The organism is Acidobacteriota bacterium (assembly GCA_016703965.1).
Taxonomy (GTDB): domain Bacteria; phylum Acidobacteriota; class Blastocatellia; order Pyrinomonadales; family Pyrinomonadaceae; genus OLB17.
Genome location: JADJBB010000021.1, coordinates 1,360,344 through 1,380,048, shown reverse-complemented (window position 1 = coordinate 1,380,048; position 19,705 = coordinate 1,360,344). Strand labels below are relative to the sequence as shown.

The following is a 19,705-nucleotide window of genomic DNA, read 5'->3' as shown; positions in this document are numbered from 1 at the left end:
GGATCATCGCTAGACCGAACACCTCTAATGATCGATCGATCGCTGCTCCAAATAGGCCGTCAATAATGCCTTCGAAGATAGGCGGGGTAAGCTAAACTCGTTTTGCGAAGACCGAAGTATGCGAGAGGGCTCGATCTTGACCTGAAGCGCGGTTCCCGGACGTTCGACCAATCTCCAATTTACCTCTACCAAACTGCGTAAAACACCCGGCAGAACGTGCAAAGATTGGCGTTTCAAGTATTTTTGTCGGCTTTTGTCGTTTTTCGAGCTACTAAACCGTTGCTTCAACAGCATTTATCGCCTTTGTAAGCGAGCGGAAAATGTCGCGGCCATCGTTAGAGCCAAGCAATTCTTCGCAAGCCCTCTCCGGATGCGGCATCATGCCGAGAACGTTCCGGTCAAGGTTGCAGATGCCCGCTATGTTCGATCTCGCACCATTCGGATTCGAGGCTGCGGTGATCTGCCCATCGGGTTCACAATAGCGAAAAACGATCTGGCCGTTCTCCTCCAACTGGTGAAAAGTCTCGTCGTCACAGGTGTAATTCCCTTCCGCATGGGCGATCGGTATCGACAGAATTTTGTGTGGATCGACCTCGGAAGTAAACGGCGTATTTGGGTTTTCGAGCTTTAGATTCACATGTTTACAGATAAAATGAAGCCCCGCATTCCGCATCAAAGCCCCCGGAAGCAACCCTGCTTCGCACAAGATCTGAAAGCCGTTACAGATACCGAAAACGAACTTCCCATCGGCCGCAAACTGCTTGATCGCTTTCATCACAGGAGAAAACCTCGCGAGTGCCCCGGCCCGCAGGTAATCCCCATAGGAAAATCCCCCCGGAATGATCACAGCGTCATACCCGGAAAGGTCCGTCTGCTGATGCCAAATAAAATCCACGGGCTGCCCAACATGTTTAGATACAACATGATACGCGTCGTGGTCGCAGTTAGAACCGGGAAAAACTACTACGCCAAACTTCACGCTTCTACCTCCACGCGATAATCCTCAATGACCGGATTTGCAAGAACGTCTTTGGCGATCCGTTCTACTGAAACTCGGGCGTCAGCCTCGGACAATGCAGGGTCGAGAGCGATCTCAAAATACTTGCCCTGACGTATGTCGCCGATCTGATCGAACCCGAGGGATGCGACCGAATGGTGAATGGCTTTTCCCTGCGGATCGAGTACGCTGGGCTTGAGTGTTACAAAGACCTTTGCTTTCATTAATATCGCTCCAAAATAAATTGTAGAATCTAGCGTAAATTCTTGTATTTATCAAAGTCTTGTGTTAGATTTCACGTAAATTTCAGTCAAAGCAATACTTAACAAACTAAACCCTCTAAAGGAGATCGTCTAAATATATGGAAAACGGTAAAACCGCTCTAGGTCTGGATAAAAATGTAGGTTCGCTTCTTTGCTACCTGCCGGTCTGTCTCATCAGCTTGATCTACAGCATTATTGTGATCGTCACGGATAAAGAAAACAAAGACGTACGCTTCCACGCGTTTCAATCTCTTCTTCTTTCAGTTCTCTACATTGTCGTTATTGTCGCCGTGCAGATCGTAGCCGGGATCGCAGGAGCCGCAGGCTCTGGAGCCCTTGCAGGGCTGGTCGGTTTGCTGGCCCTCGTCGTTATCGTCGCTTTTTTAGGCGCTATGATCTTCGGCATGATCAAAGGCTATCAGGGCCAGCAGTTCAAATTCCCGATCGTCGGGGACATGGCTGAAAAATGGGCTAACGGATAAAGTTTTCGGCATCTAATGCTGATTTCAAACGAAATTAAGGGCGAGATCGAAACCAGTTTCGATCTCGCCGTTATTTTTCATAGTCAGTTTAGTGCAGTCTTAAACAACTGTCGTTTTTTCGGACGACTAGCTAAACACCCGGTCAAATACCTTCTCAACGTTTCGCAAGTAATGTTTCAGATCAAAAACCCGTGCTATTTCCTCAGTCGAAAGATGAGATGAAATGTCCGTATCTTGCTTGACCAACTCGGGATAGTCGCCGCCTTCGTCCCAAACCTTCATTGCATTTCGCTGAGTCCAGGCGTATGCGTCTTCGCGTGAAACGCCTTTTTGCGTAAGTACAAGCATCAATTGTCCGCTGAAAACCAAACCTTTGGTGAGATCAAGATTCTTCAACATGTTTTCGGGATACACGATGAGCGTGTCGAGCAGACTCGTGGTTTTGGCGAGTATGTAATCAAGCGTGGCTGATGAATCCGGCAAAACTATTCGTTCGGCAGAGGAATGCGAGATATCGCGTTCGTGCCACAGGGCGACGTTCTCGAGGCCGACGATGGAATTTGCCCTGACGGTGCGAGCCATGCCGCAAATGCGTTCAGAGAGGATCGGATTGCGTTTGTGCGGCATCGCCGACGAGCCTTTCTGGCCGGTTTTGAATTTCTCCTGAGCCTCGCGGACCTCCGTCCTCTGCCAGTGGCGGACCTGCAGAGCGATCTTCTCAAGTGTCGACGCGATTATCGCGAGCGTGCAAAGATATTCAGCATATCGATCACGCTGAATGACTTGCGTCGAAACATCCGCGGCTTTCAAGCCAAGCTTCGCACAAACCTTTTCCTCGACCTCGGGAGCAAGATGAGCAAAAGATCCGACCGCGCCGCTGATCTTACCCACAGCGATCATTTCCTTCGCTCTCGAGAGCCGGTCGCGGTTCCTCCTAGTTTCCGAATACCAGAGTGCCCAAACGAGCCCAAACGATGTAGGCTCGGCGTGTATGCCGTGAGTTCGGCCGATCTGGGGCGTGTCTTTGAATTCAAATGCACGACGCTTCAAGACCTCAAGCAACGCATCCGTTTTTGCCAGCAAAATATCGCACGATTCCTTCAGCAGCAAAGCATTCGCCGTATCAACTACATCGCTCGAAGTCAGCCCGTAGTGAACAAAACGCGCAGAATCACCAATATTTTCGGCCAGATTCGTCGTGAACGCGATCACGTCGTGATCCGTTGTTTTTTCGATCTCGTTGATCCGCTCGACGGTAAATGAAGCCTTCGCTTTGATCTCAGCGACCGCATAGGCCGGGATCGTGCCCATTTCGGCGTGAACTTCGCAAACGGCGATCTCGACATCGAGCCATTTTTGGAATTTGTTGTGAAGCGACCAGATGCCGCCCATTTCGGGTAGTGTGTAACGTTCGATCATAATTTCTGACTCCCTCCCAACGAAGAAGGAGTGGCGGCCGCTTCGGCTGACGGGGTGGTTCTTTCTTCCTCTGGTAATTCGTACGAACCTAATTTATCGCCGAGTACGTCCTCAAAATAAACCATCTTCACGATCACGACCATAACTGCAAGGAGCGGCGTCGCCAGCACTAATCCCGCGCCGCCGATCATCGCTCCAAGGGCCAACTGGAAAATTATCGTCAGAGCTGGCGCGAGCTCAACCGTTTCACGCTCAATTATAGGCGTGACGACGTTTGATTCGATCAACTGAACTCCTACATAAAGTCCGAGAACATAGACCGCACTTATGGGGCTGTCAATAAATGCCAAAAGCAAAGCCGGGATCGCTGAAATTATCGGACCAAAGTTCGGAATAAACGAGAGAAGCCCCGCTATCAGTCCCAGCGTCAGAGCGAGCGGAACTCCCAGGATCGACAGCCCGATCCACGTCAAAAGCCCTATAAAGATCATCGAACCGACCTTCCCGATCAACCACCAGCGTAGTGTTTCGTAGATCGTATCGAGTATTTCTCTCGCGCGACCACGTCTTTCGATCGGGAAAAACCGTGTCATCCCCTCGGCGTAGAACCGGGGCTCGCTTGCTAAATAAATAGCCAGCAATACGGTGACGAAGACATTTCCAACCGCTCCAACTGTTGATGAAAAGAACCCGCCAACCCGCGTGAGCATGCTGGCGGCGTCGATCTTTGCCATAACGTCATCGACGCTAGGCATCTGAGCAAGCACCGTTTGGCCCCAGCTGTAGTGTGATAAAAACTCACCTGCTCGCTGTGCCGACCTAGGGATCTCAACGCGCAAAACGCGAACCTGTTCAGCAACGCTAGGAGCCAGCAAGGCTCCGGCTCCGGCAACGATAACCACCAGAAAAGCGGCGACTAGGATGACCAGCCAGCCTTCGCCGATCGGTATCCAGCGTCGCAGTATATCCGCGAGTCCTCGCAAAAATATAGCAAGAAGGGCCGCTGCAAAGATCAGCAGCAAGATGTCAAAGACAAAATAAACTAGCGCGAGTCCAAGAACCACAAGGCACACGACCGCGACAGCGATCAGTACTCGCCGCGTGAAGTTAGTGCCAGACTCGGTCTTCTCGGCCATTGTTTAGATAAGGTTTTTTGCGATCAGCAATTCTGCATTCAAAACCGCCGAACCCGCCGCACCTCGGACCGTGTTGTGACTCAGGGCGACGAAACGGTAATCAAAAATATTGTCCGGGAAAATGCGGCCGACGGTGATCGTCATTCCCTTCCCGTTATCGCGATCCAGTTTAGGCTGCGGTCGCGAAGGCTCGTCCGTGACCTCGATAAATGTCTCGGGTGACGAATAAAGATCGAGCGACGGAAACGTTTTCATCGCGTCGACAACCTCTTCCAAGGTTGAAGGCTGCCGGAGCTTCACCCGAACCGACGCCGTGTGGCCGTCGATCACATTTACACGAAAACACTGAGCCGACACGGTAAAATCGGCCTTCTGAACGCCGTTCGCTCCTAAAATACCAAGAATTTTTTGAGCTTCTGTCTCAACTTTCGGCTCTTCGCCAGCGATGTACGGGAAGACATTATCTGTGATATCCAACGACGCTACGCCAGGATAGCCGGCACCTGAGATCGCCTGCATTGTCGTGACAAACACAGATTCGACGCCGAATTTGCGGTGCAAAGCGGCAAGAGGCGGGGCAAAGCTGACGACTGCGCAGTTTGGATTCGTGACAATAAAGCCCTTTCCAAACCCGCGATTCTCGCGCTGCTTTTCGATCAAGCCAACATGGTCGCCGTTGATCTCAGCGATCAGAAGCGGCACGTCCTCGTCCATGCGGTAGCTCGACGAATTCGAAATAACCGGATAGCCCGCACGCGCAAAAGCTTCCTCGGTTTCACGGGCGACCGTTGAAGGAAGGCTCGAAAAGACGATGTCGCAATCCAGCGGCGGCTCGATCGGCGTGACGATAATGTCGCGAACCGAAGCCGGAATTTTCCCCGGCAATTTCCACGCACACGCCTCCGAATACGGCTTCCCCGCCGACCGGTCGCTCGCCGCCATCGCCGTTATCTCAAACTGCGGATGATCCTCCAAAAGCTGTGCAAATCGCTGTCCAACGGTGCCCGTGGCACCCAAAATTCCAACTCTATATTTCTTAGGCATAATTAAAAGACTAAAGACAAAACGGTATTGTATTTCATTCGCCGTAAAATGCAGAAACACGGCTTTTTAGAGCCGCGTTTCAATTGCAAATTTGTATCAGTTGCCGCTAGATTCCCAGCCCTGCTTTCATTCGGGCAACACCTTCCGCCATTTTTTCTTCGGTGTTGCAAAATGAGATCCGCAAAAAGCCCTTCGCCTCATCACCAAATGCAACGCCGGGCACGGTGACGACTCGATTCTGCAAGCATTTTTCCGCGATATCGAGATCGTCACCGAGCGAGCGGACGTCGAGCATCGTGTAAAAAGCACCTTCGGGCGAGGTCGCTCGCAGGCCAAGTTCTTTATCGAAAAGATCAACGAGAAATTCGCCGCGTTTTTTGTAAACCTCGCGGGCGTGCTGTTTTGCTTCTTCTGCCTGGTCGTTCCAGCCGAGGAGCGAAGCTTTTTGCGTGATCGTCGATGTGCAAACGGTCGTGAACCCGTGCAAAACCTGAATGGCTTCCATAATCTGAGGATCCTTGCTCGCGGCCCAGCCGAGACGCCAGCCGGTCATCGAAAGTGATTTAGATAAACCGCTGACGATAATGGTCTTATCGTAATATTCCGACGCCGAATGCGGACGTTCGCCGAAATAAAGATCGCTGTAGATCTCATCTGAGATCAGCCAAATACCCGTACCGTCGAGAGCGGCAGCGATCTGTTGCAAATCTTCGGGCCGCATTATTTTGCCCGTCGGGTTTGAGGGTGAAATAACGACCGCAGCTTTGGTTTTCTCGGTAATTTGGGATTTGAAATTTGAAATATGGAATGCAAAATCATCGTCCGCCGGCATCCGGTAATAGACTGGCGTTCCCTGTGCGATCCGGGTACAGGCGTCATAAGCCGGAAAGCTCGGGTTCGGCAGCAAAACCTCATCGCCCTGATCGACGACGCACATAAATGCATCCGTCATCGCTTCCTGCGATCCGCAGGTGACGACAACACCGGTCCTCGGCAGATCGAGATGTGGATATTGCTCAGCGATCTTGTCACGCAGGGCCGGAATGCCGGGATGCGAAGTATACCCATTCTGCTCGTCCCGAGCGATCCTAGCCGCCTCGTCCCGCAAAAACTTTGGCGTCGGCAGATCGGGTTCCCCGAGCCCGAAATTGATCGAATCAGGCAACGCACGCTCAAAAAACTGACGGATCAACGTCGGCTGAAGCCCACGCATACGCTGAGGCAAAACGAATTCTTTTCGCATCGATGCTTCCATTTTCTACCAGCTTCCTCCGGCCGGGCTTTCTCCCTTACCTTTGTCTTCAAGATCTTCTTCGATCTCCTCGCGAATGGTGCCGACCTCGACGTTATATTCGCCTTCAGCTTGAGCCCGCGGGTCGGCGTTGATGACGCCGGCAAGCGTCTCAATTTCACCGATGATCGTCTGGCCAAGACCGCCGATCTTTTCTAGGATGCCGTGTTTTTGTTCGTCGTTTGAGATTTGATCGTTCATTGTGTAAAACTCCTGAATCCTTATTTTAGGCTATTTCGAATGAATAAGAAATGGGCATGGTCGTATCTCGTACAGAGCTCGCGAGCATGCCCCAGTTATGATCCTTAAAACGATGAACGCAGCAATAATTTATCCTCACCAACTCTTTCGAGATAACCCTGCAATAGGTAAGGGCGATCTGGTCTACCTGATCGAAGAACCGCTGCTGTTTACCCAATTCAGGTTTCATCAGCAGAAGCTAGTTTTCCACCGCGCGTCGATGAAGTGGTATGCGGATCGGTTGGAGCAAAGATCCTTCCGCGTGCGGTATATAGATTCATCTGAGATAGAGAAAACGGCAGACATTGCGCAGGTCCTTTCGAAGGATGGCGTATCTAGCGTCAAATTTATCGACCCGGTTGACGATTGGCTTGGGCGGCGTTTGATCGGATCGCTTGATGCGGCAACCATTAGGTACGAGCAGATAGATTCGCCAATGTTCATCAACACGGCTTCGCAGATCGAAGACTATTTCGTTGGACGAAAGTCCTATTCGATGGCTCAGTTCTATAAACGCGAACGTGAACTGAGAAATATTCTGATGGCGAACGACGGGCAGCCTGTCGGCGGAAAATTCTCATTCGACACGGAAAACCGCAAGAAATTGCCAAAGGGTTTGCGTTTGCCAGCTATCGCAAGGCCAAACACGAATACGTTTGTTAATGAAGCGATCACCTACGTTTCTTCAAATTTCCCGGATAATTACGGTTCTGCTGCCGATTTTAACTATCCCGTCACGTTCGACGACGCCGACGCGTGGCTCGACCAGTTCCTTAGCGAGCGGCTGAAACAGTTCGGCGATTACGAAGACGCGATGTCGCCGAATGCCAATTTCGTCTTTCACAGCGTGCTGACGCCGATGTTGAATACCGGTCTGCTTACGCCCCAGGAGGTGATCGACAAAACATTGGCTTTTACTGCCAGAAACGACATTCCACCGAATTCACTTGAAGGATTTATCAGGCAGATCGTCGGCTGGCGCGAATTTATGCGTGGCATCTACGTTTCGCTTGGCCGCAAGCAGCGTACCTCAAATTACTGGAAGCATCATCGGAGGTTACCCGAGAGTTTTTGGAAAGGTAAGACCGGTTTCGAACCAGTCGATGACGTTATCCGCAAAACCCTGCGAAACGCGTACAGCCACCACATTGAGCGGTTGATGATAATGGGAAACTTTATGGTGCTGACCGAGATCAATCCAAACGACGCGTATCGGTGGTTCATGGAAATGTATATCGACGCCTACGATTGGGTGATGGTGCCGAACGTTTATGGCATGAGCCTGCAATCGGACGGAGGCTCGGTCGTTACCAAGCCCTACATTTCCGGCTCAAACTATATTCGCAAAATGTCCGACTATAAACCGGGGCCGTGGTGCGAAATCTGGGACGGATTGTACTGGCGGTTCATCGCCAAGCATGAGGATTTCTTCCGCTCAAACCATCGCCTCTCAATAATGCCAATGCTACTGGCGAAAATGGACATCGAAAAACGCGAGCGACATATGAACACAGCAGAAAACTATCTCGCGGCTTTTAACCGATAGCGGCAAAATCGATAAAGCCCGTTCGTGGGTCAGCCGAAACCAGCCGAACTTTCACCTTCTCACCGACCTGAAGCCCGTGTTCGCCTTGCTCGATGCGGCCATCGACCGGCGGACGAAGGATGCGGGCGAATGTACCACTGGCGGTGACGCCGGTGACGATCGCTTCGAAATTCTCACCAATGTGTCGCTGCATTACCGTCGCGGCGACGACCTTTCGCATCTTTCGCTCGACCTTTCGAGCCGATTTTTCCTGCTCGTTACAGTGTTCGGCTATGGCGTCAAGTTCCTCATTCGAATATGGCTGCGGTTGGTTTGAGATCACCGCCTTGACGAGCCGCTGAACCACGATATCGGTAAATCGCCGATTCGGGGCGGTCGAATGGGCATAATCACGGACCGCGAGGCCAAAATGCCCGCCGGAATCTTCGCCTTGACGTTCGACGACATATTCTCCGCCGCCGATGAGTTTTACGATCGAGAGCGATAGATCGGGGAAATGCTCAGAATCAGCAGCTCGCCTCTTGTTGAGAAATGCGGCCAGAGACGGTTGATCGGGCAGCTCCGGCAAATTCTCGCCATATTCACTCGCAATTCGCCGAATGCCATCCCAACGCTGCGGCTCTTTCACAACACGTCGCAGCGATGCGAAGCCTTTTGCCTCAAGAAATTCCGCCATCTCGACATTAGCCGCTACCATGAAATTTTCGATCAGCTTTTTCGCTGAGTTCGAGCGAACTGAAACCAACCCTTTGATCTCACCGTCTTCAACAACCGCCGAAGACTCGATAGATTCAAATTCGAGTGCTCCCTTTTTCTCACGGTACGCGGCGAGCCGTTTCGCGGCTTCTCGCTGTAGCTCGATCTGAGCCTTTAACTCGGGCAAACGCTGAAGTTCTTCGGGCATCGGGCCATCACCGTCAAGCCATTCGCCGATCTCTTCGTATGAGAATTTTGCGTGATTGCGGATGAATGCTCGAAAAAAGGTGCTCTCGGGAACGTCACCGTTGGCTCTGACGGTCATGTCCGCAACGACCGCGAACCTGTCTTCGTCCTGATTGAGCGAGGTTTTGTCGGTTGAAAGTTCCTCGGGCAACATCGGGAAGATCTTGCTTTCGGTGTACACCGTCACGGTATTCTGAGCCGCGTGAACGTCGATCGGCGTGCCTTTCGCAACGATGGCATCGACGTCCGCGATGCCAACGAGAACTCGAATGTCGTCATTCTCCAACCGCTCAGCCCACTCAACCTGATCGAGATCGCGCGAAGTCCGATTATCGATCGACGACCACAACAAATGCCGCAGGTCCTGAATATCGGCGCCGTGCGAAGGCTCACCGCGATCCGCGATCTGCCGCAGCTGCGAGTAAACCGCGTCCGAAAATTCCGGTTCAAATCCATTGTCGAGCATCGCTTGGTGTGCCCGCTCGGTCAGCCAACTGTTGTTGTGATGGTCATCCATAAATTCATCGTTTCGCGGTTGATGCGTGCCCAGCCATTTTCGGTCTGTTTGTATATCTTATGTTCCGCAGGGCGAAATCCGTCGGCGACCGAGCGGCATTCCAGGCGTTCGATCCGCAGCCAGGGATTATCAAACTGGATCAAATTGAACGAGTGCGGCTCACCGCGAACCCGAGCCGAAGTCGCAGTTCCCGCTTGGATTATCAGTGCGACGCGCCCATTGGGAAGCTTGTACCGATTCGCCGTCGTTTCGATGTTACTCACATGCAGATGGCCTGCCAAAAACACGTCTCCGCCGCAATCCGCGATCATATGTATCGCACGTTCCGCGTGGCCGACGACATCGTCTTCATCGTGTCCGTCGGGCAGATCAAATGGATGATGCGTCACAACGACTTTGAGCATATCGTCGCTAAGATTCCTCAACTGAGACTGTATGTAGTGAGTCTGCTCCTCACTGATCCGTCCGCCTTTGATGGTCAGCGACCGCGCAGTATTCACGCCGACGATGGCGATCTCTTCGTCAATAAAAGTCGGCGTCAGATCATCCGTAATATATTTCTCGAACTTATCAAGCTTTCGCAAAAACCTGTCAAAAACATTATAAAGCGGTACGTCGTGATTGCCGGGCACAACGATCTGCGGCTTTGGCAAACGATCGAGGAAGGCTCTCGCCTGTTTGAATTCTATGCTTTTCGCCCGCTGCGTCAGATCGCCTGAAACTACGACGACATCTGGCGATATTTCATTGATCTTCGAAACAACAAGTTCCGTTACAGCCGGATCTGCCGTTCCAAAATGCACGTCGGAAAGGTGAACGATCTTACGCATCTTCGCTTTCCTCCGTTGCAGGCTTGGGAACAAAAACTCGCACGGCTTTCGGCAGAATGGTATATCTCAGCGGTGTTTTGGCGACCGAGACCTCGCCGTCGAATGCGACATGAATTCGCTTTCGCCTCGTCTGAATAGACACGTCCTCAGCTAAAACCTCTTCGAAATCCTTCCACTGCTTTACGCGGCCAGTAACCGTTCGAAACAAAAGCCGGATTACACCAAAACGACCGCCGCGATGGAGGAAATAAATGCTCAATTTCCCTTGATCGAGAGCCGGGCGACGGCCGATGTTGTAGAGGTCCATTTCGTATTGATTGTTGCCGATGAAGACGAAAGGCGTTTTGCGTAGGAAAAATTTCCCGTCTACAACGATCCCGACCTTGAGAAATGGCGACAGACGAAAGATCTTCAACGCCGCCCAGAACGCCGCACGCCATTTACCGTAACCTAGTCGCTCCTGCTGTTTCTCACGATCTTTTACGATGTGCGGATAGAGCCCAATACTTGAATTGTTAATGAAAATGCGTCCGTTTAGCTCGGCAAGGTCGATCTCGGCGACGTTTCCGTCCGCGATCATACGAACGGCCTCGGTAATGTCCTGCGGGATCTGTAGATCTTTTGAAAAATTATTGAGAGTTCCCAATGGCAGAACGCCAAAGGTTTTGTTGGCTTTCGACACGATCGCGGCGACCGAGCTGATCGTCCCATCACCGCCGCCGGCCACAATTATCTCCGCATCACTTTTCGCAGCGGCTTCGGCAAATTCGCCGATCTGTTCTCCGGTTCTTGCGAGATTGATCTTGGCATCAAGGCCATTCACGGCAAAGGCATCTTTCAGCTTTTGCTCGGTCTCACCCTCGACAAAACTGCCGCCGGCAGCATTTATTATTACTTCGATCGGCGGCATGTTTATAAGTTAGCACACGAGACTGTATGCTTTAGCGCAAATAGTCTTCGAGTTTGGTCGAGGCGTCAGTTTTTTCGTCGCGATATTTGACGATGATCGGGCAATAGATCGACAGGCCGTTCTCTTTGCCAAATCCGCTCGTCACCGCACGCGATCCCTGAACGACCACAGCTCCTGCGGGAATTTCCAACGAACTTCCGCCTTCTGATTTTATGATGCGATTATTTGGCAGATCGAAAACGGGCGTAGAACGCGTCAGAATAACTCCGCTGGCAAGCACCACGCGTTCCCGTACGATCGTTCCCTCATAAACACCGGTGTTTCCGCCAACCAGCACATCGTCCTCAATAATTACTGGCGTCGCATTGACCGGTTCAAGCACTCCGCCGATCTGCGCCGCCGCGGAAAGGTGAACTCGCTTTCCTATCTGTGCGCACGAGCCGACGAGAGCGTGCGAATCGACCATCGTTCCCTCGTCAACATACGCACCGACATTAATATAAGCGGGCGGAACCACAACGACGCTCGGAGCAACGTACGAACCATCGCGAATAGCCGAACCGCCCATCACGATCCTCACACCGTCTTCCAAAGTCATCGGTCGCAGCGGAAATGTGTCTTTGTCAAAAAACTGAAGCGTTTCCGTCGGTTTCGACATCTCGACCATCTTTCCCATCCGAAAACCGAGCAGGATTCCCTGCTTTACCCAGGCGTTTGCGTTCCAATTCCCATTAGAATCTTTCTCAGCCGAACGAATTTCTCCGCGACGGAGGGCGGTTTTGAATGTTTCGTAAATTTCACGATCGTCGGAGGAAAATTCCGACTTGCTGAAAAGTTCTTCAATATGCTGCTTCAAAGATTTCATTTATTTATAATAGTGAACGAATAGTGGCGACGTCCCTGTAACGTACCGATAAGGCCCAATCCATTCTTTCTGAAACTGATTGAAAACCTCACGTTGGCCTTTCCAAGATCGCGAGCCAGCCGTTCCTTGGAGGTCTAGCCTATTTACAAGAAAGCTACTTTCGACTTTTTGTTCAACTTCAGGATAGCTTGCGCGGTCAATTTCAACGGCAGCTCCAGGAACTACAACAGCCTCGATCCAACCTTCCTCTTCGTTAATCCGAAATCGGTCTGATGGAGTGCCCGACGTAAAATGTTCCTTCTTCGCCCATTCTTCAGTTGAATAAAGATATGGCGAGGCCATAGTTGGATACTTGGTGTAGAAACGAACTACAACGTCCGAAGAGGTCGAGTTTGCGACTACGAATCGGGACCACGGCGGCGAATCGCAAGATATTACGGCGAAGAGAAGTACAATGAGTGCGCCGCCCAACATCGGGGAATTTCCTCGTCGGTACCGCACGATTTTTTCCCGAAACAACATCTAGTCCGAATGCTTCATTACCGCCCGTGCGATCAAACCGATCCCGCCAGCAAACAAAACCAACATAATTATCGTGTTAAAAAGGCTCGTGGGTTGGAAATATATCTGTAGATTCATCAAAATGCCCGATGCGATGACGATTATGCTTATCGCGATCAGGATCCAGCCAATAATCGACTTGCCGTTAAAGAAAACAAAAGCGATCCCAAAGATCAGCGGCACGAGCGACAGTCCAAAAGTGTTGTAGCCGCCCCAATTCCAAAACCCGCTGGTCACGATCACGCGGCTGATGAGCATATATCCGCCCGCGATAGTCATGATGAAGCCAATTACAAACTCTGCCAAGCCTCCCGAAGTCCCGCCCGGGTTTTTTAGATCCTCAAATTGCATAAATTTCGTCTATCGGTGATTGATATCCTCGATCGGCAACCAAAAAGAAATATTGACCACGGATGGACACAGATGAACACGGATCTTTTTCTAACTTCTTATCTGTGTCTATCCGTGTTTATCTGTGGTTAATTTTCCTAACTTCAGCTCGTCCATTATGTATCGCAGCGTTTCTTTGGTTCCGGGGCTTACGGGAACCAGCGGCAGCCTCAAATTCTCCTCACACAACCCCATTTCCTTCATCACAAACTTGCACGGGGCTGGCGAAGCCTCGATGAAGTTCGCTTCCATTAGCGGCCGAATCTTGTAATGAATTTTGCGGGCAAAATGGAACGATCCGTTTAGAGCGTGGTCTACCATCTTGACGGTTTCTTTGGGAATTTCGTTTGCGCAGACGGAAACCAAACCATCGCAGCCTAAAGATATCAGCGGCACCGCCGAAGCGTCGTCGCCCGAGAATACTTTGAACCCACGCGGGCGTTTTGCGAGGATTTCCATGATCTGCGAATAATTTCCGGACGCTTCCTTGGTCGCAACGATGTTTTCGAAAGCCGCAGCGAGCCGCAAAGTCGTCTCGGCAGAAATATTCGAAACCGTACGCGACGGAACATTATAAAGCACGATCGGAAAGCCTTTCACCGACTTCGCGATCTCTGCATAATGGGCAAAAAGGCCTTCCTGCGTCGGTTTGTTGTAATAAGGTGCGACGATCAGGGCCGCGTCGGCTCCGGCTTCTCTTGCGGCACGCGTGTTTTCTATCGCGGCCGCCGTATTATTTGTTCCGGTGCCCGCAATTACTTTCGCACCGTGTTTTTTCGCAACCTCAACCGTCAAACGGATCACATGCGACTGCTCTTCCGAAGCCATCGTCACATTTTCACCCGTCGTCCCGCACGGCACGAGCAATTTCACACCACCTTTTATCTGCCGCTCGACGAGTTTGTGAAAACAAACATCATCAACCGATCCGTCCTTCCGAAACGGAGTCACAAGCGCCGTCGCCGTCCCGTGCAGCCAATCTAATTTCATTGTCATAACGAAATTCAGTATATTCTGAGCCGCGTAGAACTTACAAAAATAGATACGAGGAATTTATGGCAAACATAAGGAATAGTTTTGCAGTAATTTAGTTACGAAGAAAATTAACCACAGATGGACACAGATGAACACAGATATTTTAAGGACTTTTCCAAGTCTTATCCGTGTTCATCCGATTTCATCTGTGGATAAATTTCTTCCTAATCGCTACTCACCGGCTTGCCGCAGCAAAAAATCGTTCCAATTTAAACATGTCGAGGTTCCCGTCGGTTCGCACACCCGAACAAATGTCCAAACCGAAGGGCTGAACGACTTCGATCGCTTCGCGGACGTTTTCGGGGTTTAACCCGCCCGCTAAAAATACTGGTTTGCCGCAGGTTTCGACTATTTTGCGGCTCAATTTCCAATCATGCCGCCTGCCCGTGCCGCCTAACTCTTTGACAGCAAGCGTAGGATTCCCGCTATCAAGCAAAATCGCGTCAACAAGCTCCGCCGCCTCGTCAACCGAACTTTCCCCGACAACATGAATAACCTGTACGAGCTTCACGTGCGGCAAAGCGGAACGTATCGCACCGTATTCACGCCCCAACAATTCGTCAACGATCTGAATGGTATTCGTATGCGTCCGCTCATGATGTGCACCGATGTTTTCTGCAGTTTGCTCACTCGCCCCCAAAACACTAGCCACCGGCGGCGGCACAGAAGCCGCAATTGTCTTAATAAGTTCATCCGCGATCGGCCCCGGCCCACTAGGCATCTTCCCAACCAACCCAATAGCCGACGCACCAAAGGAAATAGCCTGGGCAGCTTCGGCATCGCTTGAAATACAGCATATTTTGATTCGCGGCATCATATAAACCTATCTTACAGCTAAGAAAAAAAGCGTGAAAGTGATCGCTCACCTTCACACTTTGCCCCTTGAACTTTGTAGGAATTCTTAATTCAAAACTTCATCGAAAGCTTTTTCGTAGTCGCTCTTTTTGTCATTGTTTGAGGTCTTGAAAACGACCTTGTGATCTTTCAAAACGGCGACGGTAGAGGTTTTTCCTTTGTATTCGTTAAAGAAATCAGACATTCCGAGTTTCTCTGCTTTTGCTTTTGCAAGCGCGGTGGTTTCTGCATTTGTAACGTCAAACACTACAAAGTTCAACTTTTCCGAGTAACTCGATTTCACTTCGTTTACGACCGGATCGATTCGTTTGCAGTACGGACACCAATCGGCGGCGATGATAGCGACGACGGGACGCTTGTCGTCCATTATCATAGCGTCGTCTTTCATCATGGAATCTTTCTTCATTCCATCATGCTTTTTCATATCGTCATGTTTCATCGGCTCCTGAGCGAAAAGTGCCGACGCAGAAACGAGTGTAAAAACAGCTACGAATAACAGCGAAAGTATGGATCTATTGGATTTCATTTTTGTACTCCTGAATATTTTGTCTAAGAATTCTTTGCCCGCCGAAAATAAAGCGGCACGCTAACAAGATGTTTGCGTGCCGCGAAAATATTCCTTATCGGAGGTTAAAACTTACATTTCATCGATCACATCAGTAAATTCAAAGAACCCTTTCTTCCCAACGATCCATTCTGCGGCTGTAATTGCTCCGGAAGCGAAACCTTCACGCGATCTGGCGGTGTGTTCTAAGAGGATTTGATCCGACGGGCCGTCGAAACCTACTCGGTGAGTTCCGGGAATGTTTCCCGCACGGGTTGCGGCGATGGTCAAGTCTTTTTTGATGTGCTCGGCGACTATTTCTTTTAGTTTTAGGGCCGTGCCGCTCGGGGCGTCGAGTTTGCGGGAATGATGCTGCTCTTCGATAAAGGTTTCGTAATCGGGGAACTTTGCAAAAAGCTCGGCGGCAAACGCCGCGATGCGGTAGAAAAGATTTACGCCTATCGAGAAGTTCGCCCCAAACAAAAACGCCCCGTTTCCGTCCCGAACGATCTTTTCAATAGCCTCGCGGTCCTGATTCCACCCCGTCGTGCCCTCAACCAAAGCAACACCAGCCGCCACGCAGGCAGAAACATTCCGTTTGACCGCCCCGGCGACCGTAAAATCTATCGCGACCTCCGCAGAAACCAATTTCGCCGCGAGCGATTTCGCCGAAGCCTGTGCAAATCTGTCGTCAATCACCACAAAAACCTCATGCCCCTTTTCCTCCGCCAAACGCCGGATCAACCTCCCCATCTCTCCGTATCCGATCAGTGCAATTTTCATATAGTTTTATTTACCACAGATTGAAAGAAAATTAACCGCAGATGAACGCGGATGGACACAGATGTTTTCTCAAAGCAATCTTATCTGTGTTTATCTGCGTCCATCTGCGGTTAATTCGTTTCGCTAGATAACAATCGTTTTGCTAGGTTTACGTACAGTTCGACGGCAAACTCGAGATCTTTTTCAGAACAAATTCGTCCTTAGTATGAGCAACGAGGATCGAGCCGGGACCCAAAAGCAGTGGTTGGCCCCAGTTTTGGAGGTGTGGAATGTCGGTTGTAAACCGTACGACCTTTTGTTTGAAGCCTTCGACTGCCAGCATTTTTACCGGGAGGCTGTAGGACATCACTTCGAGTTCGCCGCGGTCGCGGATGAGGCTGTTTAGGGCGTTTACGATCGCTTCTTCGGGCGTGGTGAGACGGATCAGGATGCCGGCTTCCGCATTTGGCGGAATTACATTCAATGCGATGCCGCCGTCGAGCGTTGCGATGTTGCAGGTGGTCTCGCCGAAGAATTCGTCGTTTGGAAACTTTGTATGGCGAACGTCTTCGAGAATATCGAGCAGCTTTTCGATCGCGGAATCTCCCTGCTCGGGATACGCGGAGTGCGCGGCTTTGCCTTTAGTCTTGATCTTCGCCCGAAAAGCACCTTTTGAACCGATCGCAAGATCATTATCGGTCGGTTCGCCGTTGATCATGTATTCACACTTTGCTGCGAAAGGGTGATCGTTCGCAATTTTTGCTCCCGTGGACGCACGCTCCTCTTCGACAGTGTAAAGCAGGCCGATATCTTCGATCCCGTCTTTGCGGAGCAGTTCCGCAGCCGTAATTTGAGCCGCGATGATCCCTTTTGCATCGCAAGAACCGCGCCCGTAGATCTTTTCGTCGTCCTCAGTCGGCGCAATAAACGGCGGAACCGTATCCATATGCGTCGAAAGCCAAACTCGCGGCGTTTCGTTCAGATACGCGATCACGTTGCTCTGATTTTCGGAAACCTGTTGCAATTCCACAGTCCAGCCAAGGCTTTCCAGGTGATCACGAAGAAAAAACCCAACCTCCGCCTCGTCACCGGAAGTGGATGGGATGGTCATGAGGGATTTTGTTAGTTCGAAAAGATTCATTTGTTTAAATTTCGGCGACTTCGGATCAACACCAACATCTGTCGGTTGTATTTTACCCGAATCCCTCACCCGGTGTTTCGCTACCTGCCATATTACGAGATAAAAACCTCCGGTTTTGCTCTCTTAGTCGCAAATTCTTTTACTATTCCGGGCTAAGTTCGCTGGCCATACGACTTTTTTCGGATGAAAAATTCTGGTAAGATTCGGAACAAGTGAATTCTATCCTCCGTCTGATCCTGCTTGCAATTGGTTGTTTTGCCGTTACGGTGTTGCTGGTTATAGTCCTCAACACGATCGTAACGGCGACAGCAGACTGCTATCACACCGGAGATTGCTCCCGCACACCAATTCTGGGCACCATCGCCTACTGTTTTGATGCTCTAAAGATCTTTTGTTACTTCGCGGTCTTTCCCGCCGGTATGCTATTTGGCCGCCGTGATTTTCGTAAGGTGTTTAAGAATAGAATGGTTCGTCGTGCAGCCCGCATTGCGTTCGCTCTTATTCCGTTATTTTTACTGCCGTTGAAATATTTTTTTACTATCAGTTTCTTTCAATAATTTGCCCTAAAACAGTTCCTCGTGAAGGCTTTTTATCACCTCGGCGGCGAATTCTTCTTTAATAACGAAGGTCAGGTTGACGCTTGAGGCTCCGTGAGAAACGAGGGCGATATTGACGTCTTTTATAGTTGAGAAAACCCTGGAAGCGAGCCCGGTCGAGGCTCGAAGGCCTTCGCCGACGACACAGACAACAGCGTAACCGCCTTCTACCTCGACATCGCCGAATCGCGAAAGTTCAGTGACGATCTGTTCGAGTGAATCAGTATTATCGAGCGTCAGAGCAACCGAAACCTCAGACGTAGAAACCACATCGATCACCGTCCGATACCTTTCAAACACCTGAAACAGAGCGCTCATGAACCCGTAGCTCCCGAGCATTCGAGCCGAAGTGATCCTCAGGATCGTGATGTTCTTCTTTGAGGCGATCGATTTGATCTTGTTCGGCGTTTCATCCGAATCGGCGAGCACCATCGTGCCAATTTCGTTCGGTTCGAACGTGTTGCAGACTCTGACGGGGATATTCGTATCGACCGCGGGCTTGATCGTTTTCGGATGAAGGACTTTGGCTCCAAAATATGCAAGCTCTGCAGCTTCTTCGTATGAAAGAACTGGAATTGTAACTGCGGAGCTGCAAATTCGCGGATCACATGTCATCACGCCGGTGACGTCGGTCCAGATCTGCAATTCGTTCGCGTGTAATGCGGCCGCGACCAAAGCAGCCGAATAATCAGAACCGCCGCGTCCCAATGTCGTAGTTTCGCCACCGCGACTAGCAGCAATAAATCCACCCATGATCGGAACTTCACCGCCCGCGATCATTGGCTCGATCTCGAGTTTGACCAGTTTCTCGGTGTCTTCCCAGATGGGTTGAGCCGCCCCGTATTCGTCGTCGGTAACGATCAGCCTTCGCGAATCGACTTGTCTTGCATTAATGCCTTTTGTTTTGAGCACCTCAGCTACGAGCCGCGATGAAAGCTGTTCGCCGTACGAAACTACAGCGTCCTTCAGCATCGAAAGCGGCAGGCTGCGGCGGGAAACGCGTTTGAGCAGGTCGGCGAGCTCTTCGCGAGCGTATTCGAGTTCGCCGTGGAACGCACTGGTGTCGGGAATCGAGAATTGCCGCGTCACCTCAACATGGCGTTCAAAATGAGGCTGCAGCGAAGCAACCGCTGTATCGACATCACCTTTTTTGGCCAGTTCAAATGCGGCAAGCAGTGCGTCCGTCACCTTGGTCATCGCCGAAACGACAACGACCGGATGCCGGTCGTACTGCGTCGAGACGATTTGAAAAACACGTTCAAAGGCGGCGACGTCGCCAACCGACGTGCCGCCAAATTTCATTACAATGGGGCTTTGATCACTCAAGTTATTAAACCGT

General features: G+C 50.8%; 20 protein-coding genes and 1 pseudogene. 3 read left to right on the top strand and 18 right to left on the bottom strand.

What is annotated here, in order from left to right:
- Positions 1–271: 271 nt before the first annotated feature.
- Both purQ and purS read right to left on the bottom strand, forming a co-directional pair.
- A complete protein-coding gene (purQ, locus tag IPG22_13355) occupies positions 272–979 on the bottom strand; it encodes a phosphoribosylformylglycinamidine synthase subunit PurQ (GenBank protein ID MBK6589272.1) in 708 nt (235 codons plus the stop codon).
- Positions 976–1,221, bottom strand: coding sequence for a phosphoribosylformylglycinamidine synthase subunit PurS (gene purS / locus IPG22_13350; protein ID MBK6589271.1), 246 nt, complete (start codon positions 1,219–1,221; stop codon positions 976–978). Before purS ends, purQ begins: the two co-directional genes overlap by 4 nt.
- Positions 1,222–1,358: 137 nt before the next feature.
- Between purS and IPG22_13345 the strand changes: the two genes are divergently transcribed.
- Positions 1,359–1,742, top strand: a complete 384-nt coding sequence (locus IPG22_13345) for a DUF4870 domain-containing protein (GenBank protein ID MBK6589270.1) — start codon at positions 1,359–1,361, stop codon at positions 1,740–1,742.
- 126 nt (positions 1,743–1,868) lie between these two features.
- Here the strand turns inward: IPG22_13345 and IPG22_13340 are convergent, their stop codons facing one another.
- From IPG22_13340 to IPG22_13320, 5 genes are all read right to left on the bottom strand, one after another.
- Positions 1,869–3,161, bottom strand: a complete 1,293-nt coding sequence (locus IPG22_13340; protein MBK6589269.1) for an adenylosuccinate lyase — start codon at positions 3,159–3,161, stop codon at positions 1,869–1,871.
- Entirely contained in the window at positions 3,158–4,297 is a 1,140-nt protein-coding gene (locus IPG22_13335; protein ID MBK6589268.1) for an AI-2E family transporter, read from the bottom strand. Before IPG22_13335 ends, IPG22_13340 begins: the two co-directional genes overlap by 4 nt.
- Before the next feature lie 3 nt (positions 4,298–4,300).
- Positions 4,301–5,341: an aspartate-semialdehyde dehydrogenase gene (gene asd, locus IPG22_13330; GenBank protein ID MBK6589267.1), complete on the bottom strand. Its 1,041-nt coding sequence runs from the start codon at positions 5,339–5,341 to the stop codon at positions 4,301–4,303.
- 106 nt (positions 5,342–5,447) lie between these two features.
- Entirely contained in the window at positions 5,448–6,596 is a 1,149-nt protein-coding gene (locus IPG22_13325; GenBank protein ID MBK6589266.1) for a pyridoxal phosphate-dependent aminotransferase, read from the bottom strand.
- 3 nt (positions 6,597–6,599) lie between these two features.
- Entirely contained in the window at positions 6,600–6,833 is a 234-nt protein-coding gene (locus IPG22_13320) for a hypothetical protein (protein MBK6589265.1), read from the bottom strand.
- A gap of 112 nt (positions 6,834–6,945) precedes the next feature.
- Between IPG22_13320 and IPG22_13315 the strand changes: the two genes are divergently transcribed.
- Positions 6,946–8,418: a cryptochrome/photolyase family protein gene (locus IPG22_13315; GenBank protein ID MBK6589264.1), complete on the top strand. Its 1,473-nt coding sequence runs from the start codon at positions 6,946–6,948 to the stop codon at positions 8,416–8,418.
- Here IPG22_13315 and IPG22_13310 read toward each other — a convergent pair.
- From IPG22_13310 to IPG22_13265, 10 genes and pseudogenes are all read right to left on the bottom strand, one after another.
- The gene (locus tag IPG22_13310) at positions 8,408–9,877 is read right to left on the bottom strand and encodes an RNB domain-containing ribonuclease (GenBank protein ID MBK6589263.1); all 1,470 of its coding nucleotides are present in this window, start codon (positions 9,875–9,877) and stop codon (positions 8,408–8,410) included. The genes IPG22_13315 and IPG22_13310 overlap by 11 nt on opposite strands.
- Positions 9,847–10,707 (bottom strand): metallophosphoesterase, encoded by an 861-nt coding sequence (locus IPG22_13305; GenBank protein ID MBK6589262.1) that lies wholly within the window; start codon positions 10,705–10,707, stop codon positions 9,847–9,849. The genes IPG22_13310 and IPG22_13305 overlap by 31 nt, the downstream gene beginning before the upstream one ends.
- Entirely contained in the window at positions 10,700–11,617 is a 918-nt protein-coding gene (locus IPG22_13300; protein ID MBK6589261.1) for a sphingosine kinase, read from the bottom strand. The genes IPG22_13305 and IPG22_13300 overlap by 8 nt, the downstream gene beginning before the upstream one ends.
- A 31-nt stretch (positions 11,618–11,648) precedes the next feature.
- On the bottom strand, positions 11,649–12,482 hold the full coding sequence (locus IPG22_13295) for a 2,3,4,5-tetrahydropyridine-2,6-dicarboxylate N-succinyltransferase (protein ID MBK6589260.1): 834 nt from the start codon (positions 12,480–12,482) through the stop codon (positions 11,649–11,651).
- Positions 12,483–13,004: 522 nt separating this feature from the next.
- Positions 13,005–13,394, bottom strand: coding sequence for a hypothetical protein (locus IPG22_13290; protein MBK6589259.1), 390 nt, complete (start codon positions 13,392–13,394; stop codon positions 13,005–13,007).
- A 108-nt stretch (positions 13,395–13,502) separates the two neighbouring features.
- Positions 13,503–14,423 carry a 4-hydroxy-tetrahydrodipicolinate synthase gene (locus IPG22_13285; protein ID MBK6589258.1) on the bottom strand — a complete coding sequence of 307 codons (921 nt, stop codon included), beginning with the start codon at positions 14,421–14,423 and terminating at the stop codon, positions 13,503–13,505.
- Positions 14,424–14,643: 220 nt separating this feature from the next.
- Positions 14,644–15,285 carry a phosphoribosylanthranilate isomerase gene (locus tag IPG22_13280; protein MBK6589257.1) on the bottom strand — a complete coding sequence of 214 codons (642 nt, stop codon included), beginning with the start codon at positions 15,283–15,285 and terminating at the stop codon, positions 14,644–14,646.
- A gap of 84 nt (positions 15,286–15,369) precedes the next feature.
- Positions 15,370–15,849 (bottom strand): thioredoxin family protein, encoded by a 480-nt coding sequence (locus tag IPG22_13275; protein ID MBK6589256.1) that lies wholly within the window; start codon positions 15,847–15,849, stop codon positions 15,370–15,372.
- Between the two features lie 111 nt (positions 15,850–15,960).
- Entirely contained in the window at positions 15,961–16,650 is a 690-nt protein-coding gene (locus IPG22_13270) for a 4-hydroxy-tetrahydrodipicolinate reductase (protein ID MBK6589255.1), read from the bottom strand.
- 110 nt (positions 16,651–16,760) lie between these two features.
- Positions 16,761–17,770: pseudogene (locus IPG22_13265) on the bottom strand (M20/M25/M40 family metallo-hydrolase).
- 212 nt (positions 17,771–17,982) lie between these two features.
- On the opposite strand from IPG22_13265, the gene IPG22_13260 reads away from it, so the two are divergent.
- Positions 17,983–18,327 carry a hypothetical protein gene (locus IPG22_13260; GenBank protein MBK6589254.1) on the top strand — a complete coding sequence of 115 codons (345 nt, stop codon included), beginning with the start codon at positions 17,983–17,985 and terminating at the stop codon, positions 18,325–18,327.
- Between the two features lie 6 nt (positions 18,328–18,333).
- Here IPG22_13260 and lysC read toward each other — a convergent pair whose 3' ends face one another.
- Positions 18,334–19,692, bottom strand: coding sequence for a lysine-sensitive aspartokinase 3 (gene lysC, locus IPG22_13255; protein MBK6589253.1), 1,359 nt, complete (start codon positions 19,690–19,692; stop codon positions 18,334–18,336).
- Positions 19,693–19,705 lie beyond the last annotated feature (13 nt).

Excerpts from the sequence above, each read along its gene's own strand:
- purS (MBK6589271.1), bottom strand. The coding sequence starts at position 1,221 with ATGAAAGCAAAGGTCTTTGTAACACTCAAGCCCAGCGTACTCGATCCG.
- IPG22_13345 (MBK6589270.1), top strand. The coding sequence starts at position 1,359 with ATGGAAAACGGTAAAACCGCTCTAGGTCTGGATAAAAATGTAGGTTCG.
- IPG22_13340 (MBK6589269.1), bottom strand. The coding sequence starts at position 3,161 with ATGATCGAACGTTACACACTACCCGAAATGGGCGGCATCTGGTCGCTT.
- IPG22_13335 (MBK6589268.1), bottom strand. The coding sequence starts at position 4,297 with ATGGCCGAGAAGACCGAGTCTGGCACTAACTTCACGCGGCGAGTACTG.
- asd (MBK6589267.1), bottom strand. The coding sequence starts at position 5,341 with ATGCCTAAGAAATATAGAGTTGGAATTTTGGGTGCCACGGGCACCGTT.
- IPG22_13325 (MBK6589266.1), bottom strand. The coding sequence starts at position 6,596 with ATGGAAGCATCGATGCGAAAAGAATTCGTTTTGCCTCAGCGTATGCGT.
- IPG22_13320 (MBK6589265.1), bottom strand. The coding sequence starts at position 6,833 with ATGAACGATCAAATCTCAAACGACGAACAAAAACACGGCATCCTAGAA.
- IPG22_13315 (MBK6589264.1), top strand. The coding sequence starts at position 6,946 with ATGAACGCAGCAATAATTTATCCTCACCAACTCTTTCGAGATAACCCT.
- IPG22_13310 (MBK6589263.1), bottom strand. The coding sequence starts at position 9,877 with ATGGATGACCATCACAACAACAGTTGGCTGACCGAGCGGGCACACCAA.
- IPG22_13305 (MBK6589262.1), bottom strand. The coding sequence starts at position 10,707 with ATGCGTAAGATCGTTCACCTTTCCGACGTGCATTTTGGAACGGCAGAT.
- IPG22_13300 (MBK6589261.1), bottom strand. The coding sequence starts at position 11,617 with ATGCCGCCGATCGAAGTAATAATAAATGCTGCCGGCGGCAGTTTTGTC.
- IPG22_13295 (MBK6589260.1), bottom strand. The coding sequence starts at position 12,482 with ATGAAATCTTTGAAGCAGCATATTGAAGAACTTTTCAGCAAGTCGGAA.
- IPG22_13290 (MBK6589259.1), bottom strand. The coding sequence starts at position 13,394 with ATGCAATTTGAGGATCTAAAAAACCCGGGCGGGACTTCGGGAGGCTTG.
- IPG22_13285 (MBK6589258.1), bottom strand. The coding sequence starts at position 14,423 with ATGAAATTAGATTGGCTGCACGGGACGGCGACGGCGCTTGTGACTCCG.
- IPG22_13280 (MBK6589257.1), bottom strand. The coding sequence starts at position 15,285 with ATGATGCCGCGAATCAAAATATGCTGTATTTCAAGCGATGCCGAAGCT.
- IPG22_13275 (MBK6589256.1), bottom strand. The coding sequence starts at position 15,849 with ATGAAATCCAATAGATCCATACTTTCGCTGTTATTCGTAGCTGTTTTT.
- IPG22_13270 (MBK6589255.1), bottom strand. The coding sequence starts at position 16,650 with ATGAAAATTGCACTGATCGGATACGGAGAGATGGGGAGGTTGATCCGG.